This is a genomic window from Hoeflea sp. TYP-13 (genome assembly GCF_040932035.1).
In the GTDB taxonomy this organism is placed as follows: domain Bacteria; phylum Pseudomonadota; class Alphaproteobacteria; order Rhizobiales; family Rhizobiaceae; genus Hoeflea_A.
This window is the reverse complement of sequence record NZ_JBFRBB010000001.1, coordinates 1,305,440-1,322,013: the sequence shown is the minus strand read 5'-3', so window position 1 is coordinate 1,322,013 and position 16,574 is coordinate 1,305,440. Positions and strand designations below refer to the sequence as shown.

The 16,574-nt window shown below is 57.4% G+C and carries 12 protein-coding genes and 1 tRNA gene; 6 read left to right on the top strand and 7 right to left on the bottom strand.

The annotated features are described in order from the left end of the window. Positions 1-229 precede the first annotated feature (229 nt). Positions 230-1,102, top strand: a complete 873-nt coding sequence (locus tag ABVT35_RS06185) for a glycosyltransferase family 8 protein (RefSeq protein WP_368465405.1) — start codon at positions 230-232, stop codon at positions 1,100-1,102. 13 nt (positions 1,103-1,115) lie between these two features. Here ABVT35_RS06185 and galE read toward each other — a convergent pair whose 3' ends face one another. The 4 genes from galE to ABVT35_RS06165 all read right to left on the bottom strand — a co-directional run bounded on the left by galE (position 1,116) and on the right by ABVT35_RS06165 (position 6,042). Then, positions 1,116-2,105 (bottom strand): UDP-glucose 4-epimerase GalE, encoded by a 990-nt coding sequence (gene galE, locus ABVT35_RS06180; RefSeq protein ID WP_368465404.1) that lies wholly within the window; start codon positions 2,103-2,105, stop codon positions 1,116-1,118. 46 nt (positions 2,106-2,151) lie between these two features. Then, complete coding sequence (locus ABVT35_RS06175; protein ID WP_368465403.1) at positions 2,152-3,123, bottom strand: DMT family transporter; 972 nt, start codon at positions 3,121-3,123, stop codon at positions 2,152-2,154. A gap of 126 nt (positions 3,124-3,249) precedes the next feature. After that, the gene (locus ABVT35_RS06170; protein ID WP_368465402.1) at positions 3,250-4,416 is read right to left on the bottom strand and encodes an acetyl-CoA acetyltransferase; all 1,167 of its coding nucleotides are present in this window, start codon (positions 4,414-4,416) and stop codon (positions 3,250-3,252) included. A 198-nt stretch (positions 4,417-4,614) separates the two neighbouring features. After that, positions 4,615-6,042 (bottom strand): aldehyde dehydrogenase family protein, encoded by a 1,428-nt coding sequence (locus ABVT35_RS06165; protein ID WP_368465401.1) that lies wholly within the window; start codon positions 6,040-6,042, stop codon positions 4,615-4,617. A 363-nt stretch (positions 6,043-6,405) separates the two neighbouring features. Here ABVT35_RS06165 and betC point away from each other — a divergent pair, with 363 nt between their 5' ends. From betC to ABVT35_RS06140, 5 genes are all read left to right on the top strand, one after another. Further along, complete coding sequence (betC, locus tag ABVT35_RS06160; RefSeq protein ID WP_368465400.1) at positions 6,406-7,932, top strand: choline-sulfatase; 1,527 nt, start codon at positions 6,406-6,408, stop codon at positions 7,930-7,932. Positions 7,933-7,946: 14 nt separating this feature from the next. After that, positions 7,947-9,410 carry a betaine-aldehyde dehydrogenase gene (gene betB / locus ABVT35_RS06155; protein ID WP_368466285.1) on the top strand — a complete coding sequence of 488 codons (1,464 nt, stop codon included), beginning with the start codon at positions 7,947-7,949 and terminating at the stop codon, positions 9,408-9,410. 21 nt (positions 9,411-9,431) lie between these two features. Continuing rightward, complete coding sequence (betA, locus tag ABVT35_RS06150; RefSeq protein WP_368465399.1) at positions 9,432-11,081, top strand: choline dehydrogenase; 1,650 nt, start codon at positions 9,432-9,434, stop codon at positions 11,079-11,081. 158 nt (positions 11,082-11,239) lie between these two features. Continuing rightward, on the top strand, positions 11,240-12,547 hold the full coding sequence (locus tag ABVT35_RS06145) for an O-antigen ligase family protein (RefSeq protein WP_368465398.1): 1,308 nt from the start codon (positions 11,240-11,242) through the stop codon (positions 12,545-12,547). A 128-nt stretch (positions 12,548-12,675) separates the two neighbouring features. Continuing rightward, positions 12,676-12,750, top strand: a tRNA-Gln gene (locus ABVT35_RS06140). A gap of 125 nt (positions 12,751-12,875) precedes the next feature. Here ABVT35_RS06140 and ABVT35_RS06135 read toward each other — a convergent pair. The 3 genes from ABVT35_RS06135 to ABVT35_RS06125 form a co-directional block, all read right to left on the bottom strand. Beyond that, positions 12,876-13,793 (bottom strand): ABC transporter permease, encoded by a 918-nt coding sequence (locus ABVT35_RS06135; protein WP_368465397.1) that lies wholly within the window; start codon positions 13,791-13,793, stop codon positions 12,876-12,878. Beyond that, positions 13,786-14,793, bottom strand: a complete 1,008-nt coding sequence (locus ABVT35_RS06130) for an ABC transporter permease (RefSeq protein ID WP_368465396.1) — start codon at positions 14,791-14,793, stop codon at positions 13,786-13,788. The genes ABVT35_RS06135 and ABVT35_RS06130 overlap by 8 nt, the downstream gene beginning before the upstream one ends. 68 nt (positions 14,794-14,861) lie before the next feature. Then, the gene (locus ABVT35_RS06125; RefSeq protein ID WP_368465395.1) at positions 14,862-16,565 is read right to left on the bottom strand and encodes a peptide ABC transporter substrate-binding protein; all 1,704 of its coding nucleotides are present in this window, start codon (positions 16,563-16,565) and stop codon (positions 14,862-14,864) included. Positions 16,566-16,574 lie beyond the last annotated feature (9 nt).

Genomic DNA, 16,574 nt, shown 5'->3' with positions numbered 1-16,574 from the left:
CTCGTCTGGAGCTTGCCATTCAGCGCCAGTGTAATTATTACGTGAATACTGAATTTCATGCACTCTATTATTGCAAAACTCCAAAAACGTAAATCTTATACTCATCATCCCCATTATAAACACAGATTTTTATCTTCTGATCGATTGACAATCGCTTGGTTTATACTCCTGTATTGAAATTGATTATTTCATACCGAAGGCAACTGGCGTGGATTAATCGGGGGAATCCATGGCGTTTCATATCGTGGCCGCAACAGACAACAACTGTGTCGGCCCATTGTCCTGCATGATCAAATCGCTGTCGGTGAGCAACAGCCATCTTATTCCGGTGGTGCATGTCCTGGAAAGTGATCTGACAGATGCGAACAAAACCAAACTGCTTGCGTTCTCGCGCAGGCTGGGATTGCGGGTTCAGTTCACGAATATCGCTGCCCAACAATTCGTTGAAATAGACTCGCATCTGGCACCGGGGCATATATCCGCGGCGAGCCTTTATCGTTGCGTGATGGGATCGGTTCTTCCAGGTGATATCGAAAGAGTTTTATATCTGGACGTGGATACACTCGTCCTGGCGCCGCTTGATGAATTGATAGGCTTTGACATGAAAGGAAAGACGGCGGCGGTTGTGCGCGAACGCATGTCTCACCTGTCTAAATACGGTGTAGCTTCAGATCAATATTTCAACTCCGGCGTAATGCTGATCGATCTGGTTGAATGGCGCCGGCAGAACATAGGGGAGACTGCGCTCGCTCATCTGAGGAATGCGCCTGACGACATGCTTTGGAAAGACCAATGTGCGCTTAATCTGAGCCTCAAGGACAATACCGTCAGTCTGGAGGACAGGTTCAACTACATGGAACGCGACAGGCCCACGCACTCCTCGTTCATGCTGCCGAACATCCTCCATTTTGCGGGCGCTGCAAAGCCGTGGACCGATCCACAATCCCTGCCCTGGGGGGTCGTCTATTGCAAGGTCAGTGAAAGCACGCCGTGGCCGGTGGATTACCATGCGCAGCAAAGGAGCAGCGAAGAGATTTTCCGGAACAAAAGCTGGCTCCGGCGTCGCATCATAAAAACCGGTCGGAAGCTTGCCAGAATATGACTTCCATCGGGTTCTAATTGTTGCGGCGGTCGAGCGCTTTTTCCCAATCCAGCGCGTGCGTGACAATCTGATCCAGATCATCGTAACGCGGCCGCCAGTCGAGCTGCTGTTTGATGTGGTCCGAATTAGCGACGATGCTGATTGCGTCTCCTGCCCTGCGGCCGGCCATCTGGACCTTGAAATCGGAGCCGCTGATGCGCTTTACCGCGTCGATAACCTGCAGCACCGACAGACCGTGCCCGTAGCCGCAGTTGGCCACCAGGTTTTCACCGGTTTTGCGCAGGTGCAGCAAGGCAAGATAGTGTGCTTCTATGAGATCGGAGACGTGGATATAGTCTCTGATGCAGGTGCCGTCCTCAGTTGGATAATCATCGCCGAATATCTGCATGCCGGAGCGCTTTCCAAGCGCCGTCTGCGTTGCCACCTTGATCAGGTGCGTCGCATCGAGCGTCGATTGCCCGGTTCGCCCATCCGGATCAGCGCCCGCCACGTTGAAATACCGTAGGCATGCATAGTTCATCGGATAGGCCGCGGCGGTATCGCGCAACATCAACTCCGTCATCAGCTTGGACGTTCCATAGGGAGATTCAGGCCGGGTCGCCGCATCTTCCGAGACCGGCTCCACACCATCGGGCGTTCCATAGACAGCGGCGGTTGAGGAAAAAATGAACTGCGAAACGCCGGCATTCACACAGGCTTCGATCAGCGTGCGCGACTTGACCGTGTTGTTTAGATAGTAGCCAAGCGGATCGGCGACCGAATCCGGTACAACGATGGAGCCCGCGAAATGAAAGACCGACTGCACGTCATGCTCACGCAGAACCGCTTCAATCCGATCCTGCTCGCCGATGTCACAGACGATCAGATTAGCCTCTTTGGGAACCGCCCAATTGAACCCTGTTGAAAGGCGATCGACAACAACAACCTTTTCGCCAGCATCCAGCAGACGCCAAACCATATGGCTGCCAATGTAACCTGCGCCACCTGTAACCAAGACGGTCATTCAATCACCCTTGCAACTCATTGCCCGCTATATAGCCGATTCGACCTCATTTGTTGTCACCGGCATCCGGACCGTTCCCGTTACGCTGTGCCCCGTTCCGCGCCGGCATTGTTATATTTAGGGGGACATTTCTCGTAGCACGCGCCCGCGTGAGCAAAATGGCTGCCAGAACCAGAGCACAGGCAATCCATTGGGACATGCCAATCTGCTCGGAAAAGACCAGCCAGCCGACAATGAGCATGGTCGGAAGCTCAATACTGCCGGCAATGGATGCACGTGCCGCGCCGATAACCGGCGCGTAGACCGAGTAGATCAATTGCGGCACCAGAGCGCTGACCAGTGCAATTCCGATAATCAGCCACCAGCCACCGGAGCTGGACGGAAGAACGGTGGCGGCATCGGATAAGGCAATCAGAGGCGACAGGCCTAAAACCGAACCAAGCGAAACGCTGCCCAAGCGGGCCAGCGGGCTCAGCCGCACCAGCTTATGGGTCAAAACATTGATTCCGAAGCCAAGCCCAATCGGAGCGCCGAGCGACAACAGAAGCGCCGGTAGATGCTCATGGGAAAGCGCTGCCGGAGACATTGCAACCAGGGCGGCCAGGATAATGAGGGAAGCGGCAAAGAAGGCCCGTTTTGAGGGATTTTCGCCGAACCAGGCCCAACCGATCAAGAGTGTGAAGACCGGATAGGTCATGTAAAGCACACCGACGGTCGAAATGGGTGCCGTCTCAATGGCCTTGGCATATCCAACCCAGCCAATTCCAATGACCAGCCCCGTGACCATGCCCCAGACAACCGTTGCCGCCTCACCTTTGGCAACCCGCAGCGTCGGAAGCATTACGACCGCGGCAATTGCATAACGGTAAAACGAAACGGCGAAGGGAGACATGCCGGCATCCGTCAGGCTTTTGGCAAAAAAGGGCACTAAGCCAAAACCTATTCCGGCAAATACGACAAGCACCGTCGCTGTAACGATCGAGGCATCTGCAGGCTCTGATTGCGAAATACTGGTCATGCGTCCCAACGCCAAAAGAACAAGCGGTGGGCTTAGTTGTGCCAGTTTTCCGGGCGTTGCGAAAGAGCGGCGTTACATGTCCGGTTATGCCTCGATCGACATATTGCGATCAAGCGTCACGCTTCCTCAGCGCACACGTTCCATGATGGAAACATAGTTAGCAACCGCCGCGCCACCCATGTTGAATATGCCGCCGAGCGTAGCGCCGTCGACCTGGATGTCACCGGCCTCCCCGCATAGCTGCATGGCAGTCAGCGCGTGCATCGATACACCCGTTGCGCCGATTGGATGGCCCTTGGATTTCAGGCCACCCGACGGATTAATCGGAAGGCGGCCATCCTTGGCGGTCTCACCGGACATGGCCAAAGCCCCGCCCTGCCCGCGCTTTGCCAGGCCCATCGCTTCGTATTCGATCAACTCGGCAATGGTGAAGCAGTCATGCGTTTCAACAAATGACAGATCATCCAGCGTGACACCGGAATGTTTCAATGCCCGCTTCCAGCCCTCCTCACAGCCTTCGAAAAGCAGGATGTCGCGCTTCGACATCGGCAGGAAATCCTGAACATGCTCGGCTGCACGGAACATGACCGCCCGCGGCGCGCGCATGGCTGTCTCGAGATCTGACAACACGATGGCGGCTGCCCCGTCGGAGACAAGCGAGCAGTCGGTGCGCTTCAGAGGGCCTGCGACAAACGGGTTCTTTTCGCTTTCGTTGCGACAGAACTCGTATCCGAGATCCTTGCGCATCTGAGCATAGGGATTTCCAACGCCGTTCTTGTGGTTCTTGGACGCCAGCATCGCGAGCGCATCCGACTGATCGCCGTGGCGCTGGAAATAGGCGTCGGCGATCTTGCCGAACACGCCGGCAAACCCGGCCGGAATATCGGCGTCTTCAACGAGATAGGATGCCTTTTTGAGGTTTTCGCCGATCTGCGGTCCCGGTGTCGTTGTCATCTGCTCGACGCCGACAACGAGAACGTTGCGGGCATTGCCGGCCTTGATGGTTTTCATACCCTGATGGATTGCAGCCGAGCCGGTTGCGCAGGCGTTCTCAACCCGCGTTGCGGGCTTGAAGCGCAAATTGTCATCGGCCTGCAGCACAAGGCTTGCGGTAAAGTCCTGCTGGCTGAAGCCGGCATTGAAATGTCCGAGAACAATTTCGTCGATGTCTTCGGCTTCGAGACCGGCGTGATTTATCGCCTCGGAGGCAACGCCGACAATCAGACTTTCGACTGTTTCGCCTTCCAGTTTTCCGAATTTCGAATGCGCCCATCCGGTTATACAAGCTGTCATGACACCAACTCCGCCTCGCGCCCGGACGACCGTCCCGGGCCATTGTTACTGTCTACCCATAAGACCTCATGGGCAAGCGCTGGTTTGCTACAGGCCGGCATTGTTCATACCGACCTATATTGTTCAACGCTTAACAATATCAAGGGGCGATTGCAACAAGATTGTTGCAGTGCACACTTAGACTTTCAGCTATGCCAATCAGTAGCCGCTGATCGCCTTGACCTCCAAGAAGTCGTCAAGACCCCAGCGGCCACCTTCACGGCCGTTGCCCGATTGCTTGTAGCCCCCGAACGGGCTGCCTGCCGGATGATCGGTACCGTTGATCTGAACCATGCCGGCTCTAAGCTGTTTGGCGACCCTTCTTGCCTTGGCCTGGTCGGAAGTCTGTACATATGCGGACAGCCCGTAGGGCGTGTCGTTGGCGATGGCAATGGCTTCTTCCTCGGTATCAAACGGGATCATTGCCAACACCGGACCGAACACCTCTTCGCGGGCGATGGTCATATCGTTGTCGACATCGGCAAAAACCGTCGGCTTAACGAAGTAGCCGCGTTCAAAACCTTTGGGGCGGCCGGGTCCGCCGGCGACGACGCGTGCGCCTTCCTCGATGGCCTTGTTGATGAGGCCCTGCACCTTGTTGTATTGCGCCTCACTGACGAGCGGCCCGATGTGCCGGCCCTCCTGTTTCGGGTCGCCCACGACAACTTTCCGGGCATACTCGCCTGCCAGCGCGATGGCATCCTCATAGACGGAACGCTGAACGAGCATTCTGGTCGGTGCGTTGCAGGACTGGCCGGTGTTGCCGAAACACTCGAAAATGCCGCCCCTGATGGCAGCTTCGAGATCGGCGTCTTCAAAGACGATGTTCGGAGACTTGCCGCCCAGTTCAAGCGCAACGCGCTTGACGGAATCGGCAGCCGCCCTCGAAACCGCCGCACCGGCGCGGGTCGAGCCGGTAAAGGACATCATGTCAATGTCCGGATGGCGGGACATGGCTTCACCGACAACGATCCCCTCGCCGTTGACAAGGTTGAAAACCCCCTTGGGAAAGCCGGCCTCATCGATCATCTCGGCAAATACGAGCGCGGAAAGCGGCGCGATCTCGCTTGGCTTGAGCACGCAGGTGCAGCCAACCGCCAGCGCCGGAACAACTTTCAGCGCGATCTGGTTGACCGGCCAGTTCCAGGGTGTGATCAGACCGCAAACGCCGATCGGTTCATGAACGATGTGCTCGCCCCGGTCGTTGAATTCTTCCTCGAAATTGTATTTCGACAACGCCTTGAGGAAGCCCTTGACATGGAATGGTCCCGAGCCGGCCTGCGGCCCGCGGGCAAGCGAAATGGGCGCGCCCATTTCGGCGGAAACCGCCTGCGCCATGTCCTCGTTGCGGCGACCCATGATTTCCAGCAGTTTTTCAATCAGGGCGACCCGCTCGTCCAAGGTCGTCTGGCTATAGGTGGCAAAGGCTTTTTTTGCCGCCGCAACCGCACGGTCGACATCAGCCTCCGAGCCAAGCGAAATCACGGCACACACTTCCTCGGTTGCCGGATTGATAACGTCGCATTCTTTCGGCTGTGCCGGCTTTACCCATTCGCCGTCGATGTAAAAGTCCGTCTTTGTCAGCATGGCTCACCTCCACCGCTGTCCACTATTATTCGCCTGAAAGCCATACCCGGTTTGCGGTCAAAATCAATCAAATAAAAGGCACCCTTTTTTTGACAAGGCCAAATTTATTTTGATGGTCAGCCGTCCTGGTTCCAAGGTCAGTGGATCTAGGAAATAAACAGGGTATCGCAACGGTTACGCAGATTTTTCTTGAATGAACGACCAATTAAAAATAATTACTGTATGTGGGATCCGGTACAGAACACCCAAAGCCTGCGCTTCGCAAACAGCAGATCAGACAATTCCGCCGAGGTTGGCGGCGAACTGCGGCGAAGAACCGACCAATTCTGAATACCGGCTGCGCGCCGGTCAAAGGACATCAAGATGAGTGACAGGCCGAATATTCTGATCATCATGGTCGACCAGCTCAACGGAACGCTGTTTCCGGACGGCCCGGCCGAATGGCTTCACGCACCGCATCTGAAAGCCCTTGCCGAACGGTCGGCACGCTTTGTCAACAACTACACGGCCTCACCGCTGTGCGCGCCCGGCCGTGCATCCTTCATGTCCGGCCAGTTGCCCAGCCGCACACGCGTCTATGACAACGCTGCGGAGTTCACTTCGGACATTCCGACCTATGCGCACCATCTGCGCCGCAGCGGCTATCACACGTGCCTGTCCGGCAAGATGCACTTTGTCGGCCCGGATCAGTTGCACGGTTTTGAAGAGCGCCTGACGACAGACATTTATCCGGCGGACTTCGGCTGGACGCCCGACTACCGCAAGCCCGGCGAGCGCATCGACTGGTGGTATCATAATCTCGGTTCCGTCACCGGCGCCGGCGTCGCCGAAACATCCAACCAGATGGAGTATGACGACGAGGTTGCCTTCCATGGCATACAGAAGCTCTACCAGCTTGCGCGGACCTCGGACGATGCCGAGGCAAGACCATGGTGCCTGACGGTTTCCTTTACCCATCCGCACGATCCCTATGTGGCGCGGCGCAAATACTGGGACCTTTACGAAGATTGCACTCATCTCGAACCCGAGGTCGCGGCGATCCCGTATGAGGAACAGGACCCGCATTCCCAGCGCCTTTATCTTGCCAACGATTACAAGAACTTTGACATCAAACCTGAAGACGTGCGGCGATCCCGGCGCGGCTATTTCGCCAATATCTCCTATCTCGACGACAAGGTCGGCGAGCTTGTCGGCGTGCTTGAAACGACACGCATGCTCGACAACACCATTATCGTCTTCTGCTCGGACCACGGCGACATGCTGGGCGAACGCGGCCTGTGGTTCAAAATGAACTTTTACGAGGGATCGGCACGCGTGCCGCTGATGATCGCCGGCCCCGGCATCGATCCCATGCGCTTTGACGCGCCGGTTTCGAACCTCGATATCAACCCCACGCTCGCTGATCTTGCCGGCGTCGATCTCGATGAGGTCAAACCGTGGACCGATGGAGAGAGCCTGCTGCCACTGATTGGCGGCGGCGAACGCCATTTACCGGTTCTGATGGAATATGCAGCCGAAGGCTCCTATGCGCCGCTCGTATGCATTCGCGACAACCAGTACAAATTCGTCCACTGCGAGCTCGATCCGCCGCAGCTGTTCGACCTTCAGGCCGACCCGCTTGAACAAAACAACATTGCCGCCGATCCACAGCAAAGCGAGGTGCTCGAAAAATACGCGGCGATGGCAAAGGCACGGTGGGACATGGAGCAGTTCGACGCCGCCGTGCGCGAGAGCCAGGCGCGGCGCTGGGTTGTTTATGAGGCCCTACGCAACGGCTCCTACTATCCGTGGGACTACCAGCCGCTACAGCAGGCTTCCGAGCGCTACATGCGCAACCACATGGATTTGAATGTTCTTGAGGAAAGCAAGCGCTTTCCCCGCGGAGACTAGAGCGAGTGACAGATATGAAAGCGCAACCCGAAGCTTCGCATTTCATCAACGGTGCGTTCGTTGAAGACACGGATGGCAAGATCATCGAATGCGTCTATCCGGCAACCGGCGAGGTTATCGCACGGCTGCATTCTGCAACACCGGCGATAATTGAGCAGGCAGTCACCGCCGCCGTCGAAGGCCAGAAGGTCTGGGCCAAGATGACCGGCACGGAACGCGGTCGCATTCTGCGCCGTGCCGCCGACATCATCCGCGAGCGCAACCGGCCTCTGTCCGAACTTGAAACCTACGACACCGGCAAACCGTTGCAGGAAACGCTTGTTGCCGATGCGACTTCCGGCGCCGATGCGCTGGAATATTTCGGCGGTCTGGCCGCAGCCATCAACGGCGAATATATCGATCTTGGCGGCGACTTCGTCTATACGCGCCGCGAGCCGCTGGGTGTGTGCGTCGGTATCGGTGCCTGGAACTACCCGACCCAGATCGCCTGCTGGAAGGGCGCCCCTGCCCTTGCATGCGGCAATTCGATGATTTTCAAGCCTTCCGAAACGACACCGCTCTGCGCCTTGGAAGTCGCTAAAATCCTTCACGAGGCTGGCCTTCCCGCGGGCGTTTACAATGTCGTCCAGGGTTACGGCGATGTGGGCGCGGCACTCAGCACCCACGCAGAGGTCGACAAAGTTTCCCTGACCGGTTCGGTCCCGACCGGGCAGAAGGTCATGGCCGCGGCGGCAGCAGGCATTCGCCACGTCACCATGGAACTCGGCGGCAAGTCGCCGCTTATCGTCTTTGACGACGCCAATCTCGACGACGCCGTCGGCGGCGCAATGCTCGGCAATTTCTATTCGAGCGGCCAGGTCTGTTCGAACGGCACACGCGTTTTCGTGCAGCGTTCGAGCATGGACGCGTTCCTTGAAAAACTGATAACGCGCACCGAGGCCATCAGCATTGGCGACCCGCAGGATGAAGCAACCCAGATGGGACCGCTCGTCAGCGCCGCACAGCGCGACAAGGTGATGGAATATGTCGAAATCGGCAAAGCGGAAGGCGCAAGGCTTGCGACCGGCGGCAACCGCCTCACCCTGCAAGGCATGGAAAACGGCTTCTTTGTCGAACCGACGATCTTCGCCGACGTCACGGACGACATGCGCATTGCCTGCGAGGAGATCTTCGGACCTGTGATGAGCGTTTTGACCTTTCACAATGAAGACGAGGTCATCGCACGGGCAAACGACACGGAGTTCGGCCTTTCGGCCGGCGTATTTACCAGCGACCTGACCCGCGCGCACCGCGTCATCGCCGAATTGCAGGCCGGAAGCTGCTGGATCAACACCTACAATCTAGCACCGGTCGAAGCTCCGTTCGGTGGCTATAAACGCTCCGGCGTCGGCCGCGAGAATTCGCGTGCGGCGATCGAATATTACAGCCAGATCAAGAGTGTCTACGTTGCGACCGGCCCGGTCGACAGCCCGTACTGACGCAGTGGAAAAGAACAGGAAATGCAAGCTGATTTCGTAATCATTGGCTCCGGATCCGCCGGCTCAACAATGGCCAGCCGCCTTTCCGAAGACGGCAAGAATTCGGTCATCGTGCTGGAATATGGCGGCACTGATGTCGGTCCGTTCATCCAGATGCCGGCGGCACTCTCCTACCCCATGAACATGGGCATCTATGACTGGGGCTACCAGACCGAGCCGGAACCGCATCTGGGCGGCCGCAGGCTGGTGGCGCCGCGCGGCAAGGTCGTCGGAGGCTCCTCCTCGATCAACGGCATGGTCTATGTGCGCGGCCATGCCGAGGATTTCAACGGCTGGGAGGAAGCCGGCGCAGACGGCTGGGCCTTTGCTGACGTCTTGCCCTATTTCCAGAAGATGGAAACGTCCCACGGCGGCCAAAATGGCTGGCGCGGACACTCAGGCCCGCTGCACGTCAAGCGCGGAGACCGCAAGAACCCGCTCTTCGAGACCTTTATCGAAGCCGGTGCGCAGGCCGGTTTTGAGATCACCGAGGACTACAATGGCGAGAAGCAGGAAGGCTTCGGTCCGATGGAGCAGACGATCTATCGAGGCAAACGCTGGTCGGCGGCCAACGCCTATCTCAAACCGGCACTGAAACGGCCAAACTTACGCCTCGTCAAAGCTCTCGCCCGGAAGATCATCATCGAAAACGGCCAGGCCACCGGCGTGGAGATACAGCGCGGTGGAAAGATCGAGACGGTGCGCGCCAACCGCGAAGTCATCGTCGCGGCATCATCCTTCAACTCACCGAAGCTGCTGATGCTCTCCGGTATCGGCCCCGGCGAACAACTGCGCGAACTGGGCATCGATGTCGTCGCTGACAGACCGGGTGTCGGCACCAATTTGCAAGACCATCTTGAACTCTACGTCCAGCAGGAGTGTACGCAGCCGATCACGCTCTATTCCAAGCTTAACCTGGTTTCAAAAGGGCTGATCGGTGCCGAATGGCTGTTCTTCAAATCAGGACTCGGCGCGTCCAACCATTTTGAGGCCGCGGCTTTTCTGCGCTCGCGCGCGGGCGTCAAATATCCCGATATCCAGTATCATTTCCTTCCCGTCGCCATCCGCTACGACGGCAAGGCGGCGGCAAAGGCGCATGGTTTCCAGGCCCATGTCGGGCCGATGCGCTCCAAATCGCGCGGCAATGTCACCCTGCGATCGTCCGATCCCAACGATGCGCCGATCATTCGCTTCAACTATATGAGCGAGCAATCCGACTGGGAGGATTTCCGCCACTGCATCCGCCTTACCCGCGAAATCTTCGGGCAGTCCGCATTCGACAGCTATCGCGGTCGAGAGATTGCCCCGGGACCAGATGTGCAGTCTGACGAAGAACTCGATGCATTTATCTCGGAACATGCTGAAAGCGCTTTTCATCCGTGCGGCACCTGCAAGATGGGCCGCGCAGACGATCCGATGAGCGTTGTTGACTCAAGATGCCGTGTTATCGGGATTGACCGTTTGCGTGTCGCGGATTCGTCCATTTTCCCGGAGATTACCAACGGCAATCTGAATGCGCCGTCGATCATGGTTGGCGAAAAAGCTTCCGACCACATCCTGGAAACGCAGCCCCTGCCCCGCTCCAATCTGCAGCCGTGGATCAACCCGAACTGGGAAGTCTCCGACCGGTAATCCCATATGTAATGGCCGCGCATAAGCGGCCATTGCACCGGCACATGTGCCAGGGAAACCAAGCCTTAACCATATTCGGCAACTGTCGGATGGTAATTGCGGGCACATGGGGTTGACCGCTGAGCGGCAAAAGGACCCGGTTTTAGCCGGGCAGAGCGATGACTATCGCAGGTCACGAGCAACACGCGGCGAGCGGCACCGTTTCCACGGAGAAGCTGCAAAGGACGGCAGCCAACCTGCTGGCTTTTTGCGCGCTGTGCCTGCTCATGCTGTCGCTTCGGCCGTTCAATTCCGTCAGCCTGATCGACCTTGAGCCGCAGCAGGGCGATTCCCTCAACCAGATCGGATTCCTCATTGCCGGAACGATTGCGGTCGGCGCCTTGCTCACATTGGTAAACCACAGGCTGCTCAGGATATTCGTGTCCCCCGCCTGGATCGGGATCGTGGTGGTCATGGCGATCTCCATTGCCGTTGCGCCCGAGCCGGCATCGGCAACACGCTCCGTCATTCTCACGCTGATCGGAATGCTTGTCGCTTCCTGCATAGTGCTTCTGCCGCCCGACGAACAATCGTTCCAACGCGTTTGCGCAGCGGCGATACTGACCGTTCTTGCTATAAGCTACATGGGTGTGGTTTTGGCGCCGGGCCTTTCCGTCCACGGCGAAGGCGGCGCTGAGGCTCAGCATGCTGGCCTTTGGCGTGGGCACTTCTCCCACAAAAACATCGCCGGCCCTGTGATGTCGGTCTTTGCCATGTTCGGCATTTATCTATGGCGCTCGAAATACCGGGCCATCGGCGCATTGATCATGCTGCTGGCATTCGTTTTTGTTATCCAGACCGGTTCAAAGACAACCAATGGCCTGTTGCCGATATCCATTGTGATCGTGATCGCCGGGCGCCTGTTCGGGTTGCCGATGCTGACCATTGCGCTTTATGCAATCGCCGTCATCGCTCTAACAATGCTAACCATCGGCACGATCTATTCGCCGGTGCTTGCCGATCTGACCGGCACGCTTTTGTCGGATCCCAGCTTCACCGGCCGCGTGACATTATGGGAATACGGCATTTCCAACATTCCAAAAAACCTTTGGTTCGGGACCGGCTTCGACAGTTTCTGGGGTACGCCCACGGTAACCGATATAGAAAAACCGTTTGAATGGGCCTGGGATTTCCGCGGAATTGTTCATGGCCACAACAATTTCATCGACATCGCACTGACCACGGGGCTTTTCGGCTTCATTGTTCTGTGCTGGGCCCTGTTCATCGCCCCGGCGATCAACTACGTCAAATCGAACCGGATCGCCTCCAACCGAAATCTTGCGGATCTGTTCATGATGATCCTGATATTTCTGACGCTCCTATCGTTTCTGGAGACGTTTTTCCTGCGGCGGATCGATCCGATCTGGCTGACAATGGTCATCGCCATTGTCGGTCTGCAACTGACATCACGCTATAAAACCAAATAGTCGCAACAGGTTCCGCATCGCCTCCGCTACCCGGGACAAACGGCATTTTTTGACCAATCGGTGCTTGAATTTCTGCCGGGAAATGTTAAGTGCAGGGTCCAGTCGGGATAGCGCTTCCCGACAAACGCTGGGGCGTAGCCAAGCGGTAAGGCAGCGGTTTTTGGTATCGCCATGCGCTGGTTCGAATCCAGCCGCCCCAGCCAGTTTTTCTCACCTTGCCTGACTGAATATCCAATCAGGATTTTTTCCTTCAAATCAGTGTGTTATGATCAACGCCTTATGCAAGGCGAAAACACGTACGCGCCCTGCGCCGGTCTGATTAAGACCGCTAGCGCCCTCTGATCCTTGGATCCAGTGCGTCGCGCAGGCCGTCACCGATATAGTTCACGCTCAGCACCGTGAGCGAAATCGCCAGTCCCGGCCAAATCACACGCTCCGGATATTGCTGCAGGTAATCGGTAGAATCGAACAGCAGCCGTCCCCAAGTCGGAAAGTCGGATGGAAATCCGAGGCCAAGAAAAGAAAGCGCGGATTCGGTGATGATCGCATTGGCGATGCCGAGCGTTGCCGAAACGGTTATGGGCGAGAGCACGTTCGGCAGTATGTGCCTAAGGATCATGCGCCTCGCCGGCGTTCCTATGGAGCGCGAGGCAATGACGAATTCCCGCTCCTTCAATGCCAGCACATCGCCGCGCACGATACGCGCCGTCTGCATCCAGGAGGTGATGCCGATGACAAAGACGATCAGCATGAAAATACCCGTCTCCGGTCCGAACGCTGCGCGCAGCGTATCGCGAAACAGCATGATGATGACCAGCAGCAACGGCAGAAGCGGCAGCGCCAGAAACAGGTCGGTCAACCGCATCAGCACACCGTCCAGCCGCTTGAAATAGCCGGCGACAACGCCGATCAAGGCGCCCAGGAACAGCGACAGCGCCATGGCGGTAATGCCAACGGCCATCGACACCTGACCGCCCATGAGGACACGCGCCAGGGTATCGCGGCCAAGCTGATCGGTTCCGAGCGGATGGGACAGGCTCGGTCCCTGGTTGCGGGCGCGGATATCGATGTACTGCGCGTCGATTGTCCAGATATAGGGCCCGAGCGTAACCGCCAGCACAACAAAAATGAAAAATGCCATGCCAAGAACAGCCCCGCGATGGGTCTTGAACTGGTCCCAGACATTGCGCCACTGCGATTGCGGCGGCCGCGCCTCTGCAAGGGAATTCGGGGCAATATCAGTCATAGCGGATCCTCGGGTCCAGAATTCCGTAAAGGACGTCGGCAACCAGATTGAAAACAATAATGAGCACGGCGAAAATGAAGGTCAGGGTCTGTACCGTCGGCAAATCTCCGCCCTGAATTGAAATGATCAGCAACTGGCCGAGACCGTTCACCTTGAAAACCTGCTCTGTGATGATCGCGCCGCCGAATATCTGCGGAACGCCGAGCGCGATAACCGTTACGACCGGAATGAGAGAATTGCGCAGCACGTGGATCAGAACGACCGTGCGTTCGCCCATGCCCTTGGCTCTGGCGGTGCGCACATAGTCCTGGTTGAGATTGTCGAGCATCGATGCACGCATGAAACGGCTGATCTGGGCAGCGTTGAACAGTGCCAGAACAGCCACGGGCATGATCATTTGCCTGACCTGGAATAAAAAGCTCTGCCAGTCGGTCACCCGGTGCGTGGTGTCATAGATCGATGGAAACCAGCCAAGCCAGACCGAAAATATCACAATGACGAGGACACCGGTAAAGAAGGTCGGCACCGAAAAGCCCACCATTGATATGAAAGTGCCGGCCTGATCGAACCAACTATATTGCCGGTAGGCGGAGATAATTCCGATAGGCAACGCGATCAGCACGCCTACAACATAGGACATGCCGACCACCCAAAGGGTCTGCGGCATGCGCTGGACAATGAGATCGACAACGGGAGAACGCGTCTGCCAGCTCAGGACCCGCAGCCGGTCACCGCCAATATCCCAGCCGAACCACTGCTCTAACATGTTGAGCGGCTCGTTGACGAAGAACTGCTTGCACCAAAGGAGGTAGCGAATGTAGATCGGCTCGCCGAGCCCGAGGGACTGGCGGATCTTTTCTCGCACTTCCGGCGGGATGGTCAGCGGCAGGTTCGCGGTCGGATCGCTTGGCGCCAGATCAAGCAGCAGGAATATGATAAGGCTGATCGCAATCAGCGTCGGTATCGCCAGCAGCAGCCGGCGAACTGTGTAAGTCAGCATCGCATAAATGTCTCAGGTCAGCGGAGTCAAAAGCCGCCCCGGGTGGTGCCCGGAGCGGCAACGGACCGTTACTGGGTCTTTGTGCGGTGCCAGTCGGCGATATTCCAGAGCTCGGAATCCCACACGTTGAGGACGACGCCCCCGAGCGTGTTGGAATGAGCCGAAACACGACCGCGATCGACAAGCGGAAGTATGATGTATTCCTGCATCAGCTTATCGTTCATCGCCTTGGCGAGTTCGGCTCGCTCCTCGAGCTTACCGGTCTGTGCCATCTTGGCGACAAGCGCATCATAGTCCTCGTTGCAATAGCGCGGCATGTTGTTGCCCTGCCACTGGGTTTCAGGTCTCGGTGCCTGTTTGCACTCCCAGTTGGCCATGTAGGATTCAGGATCTGTCCCATCGAAGTTGTTGGCGTACATTTCCACGTCCGCATAAAATTTCTGGAACGTGTCGGGGCTGCCCGGATCGCCGCCGAAGAATACAGAAGCATCGATGTTGCGCAATTCTGTTTCAACGCCGATATCGGCCCACCACTGCTTGATCAGGGCCTGGAAATCCTGGCGAACGGCATTTGTCGAGGTCTGGTAGAGCATCGAAAGGCGTACGCCGTCCTTGGCGCGGACGCCGTCGCCACCAGCGACCCATCCGGCATCGTCGAGCAACTTCTTGGCACCCTCGACATCCTGAACCAAACAGCCGTCATTGGCCGTCGATTTGTAGATTTCCGGAGCCGGCAACACGTTGCAGCTTGGACGCCCGGCATCGCCGTACCCGATTTCAACAAGCAGCGCCCGGTCGACCGCCATGGAGAGCGCCTGGCGGACTGCAGGATCCGACAGGAACGGATGTGGATGTTTTGCGGTCGCGCGTTCGTCACCGAGATCCGGGTTCGGATCCGTCAGGTTGATCATGATGCGCTCGACAAGCGTACCGAATGCGGAGACCACCTTTCCCTTGCCTTTTGCCTCCATCGCGGCCAGGACATCGGGAGCAAGCTGCATATTCCACGCATAGTCGAATTCGCCGGTTTCAAGAACCGACCGTCCTGCCGCGGCCGTATCGCCACCGCCCTTGAACGTCACTTTAGCGAAGGCCGGCTTGGCCGGATCGCGGTAGTTCGGGTTCGCGTCAAACGAAATCACGTCGTTCGGACGGAATTCCGTCACCTTGAACGGGCCGGTCCCGATCGGACCGAAATTGGCGTCCGTGCATTCGGGTGCCTTGGCGCCGAGGCAATCTGCAAATTGCGCGGCCTGGATAATGGGTGCCTGTGCACCGACAAACGGCCCGTACGGGAAAGGTTTCGGGACACCGAACGTGACAGTCACGGTCCGGTCGTCAACCGCCTTCACGTCGGCAACGTCGTTGTATTTTTCGCTTTGGGCGCAGCCGCCTTCCGGGTCCGTGCAGTATTTCCACGAGAAGATGATGTCTTCAGATGTCACCGCGCTGCCGTCGGACCAGACAAGCCCGTCCCTCAGCTTCCATGTGATGGTTTTGAGATCGGCGGATACGCCGCCATTGTCGACTGTCGGAACGCTTTCTGCCAGCCACGGAACCATGTTGCCGTCCTGGTCGTAACGCGCCAGCGGCTCAAGGACCAAAGAGGCTGCCTCAAGTTCTTTCGTTCCGCCCGACAGATAAGGATTCATCGTCGAGGGTGCCTGCCAGTAGATGATCTTGACCTCGCCGTCGGAACCGCGCTCTGCCAAGGCCGGCGATGCTATCGCCAGCGTGGCGAGCACCCCGAAAAAGAGTTTTCCTGCTTTCATTTTTCTTCC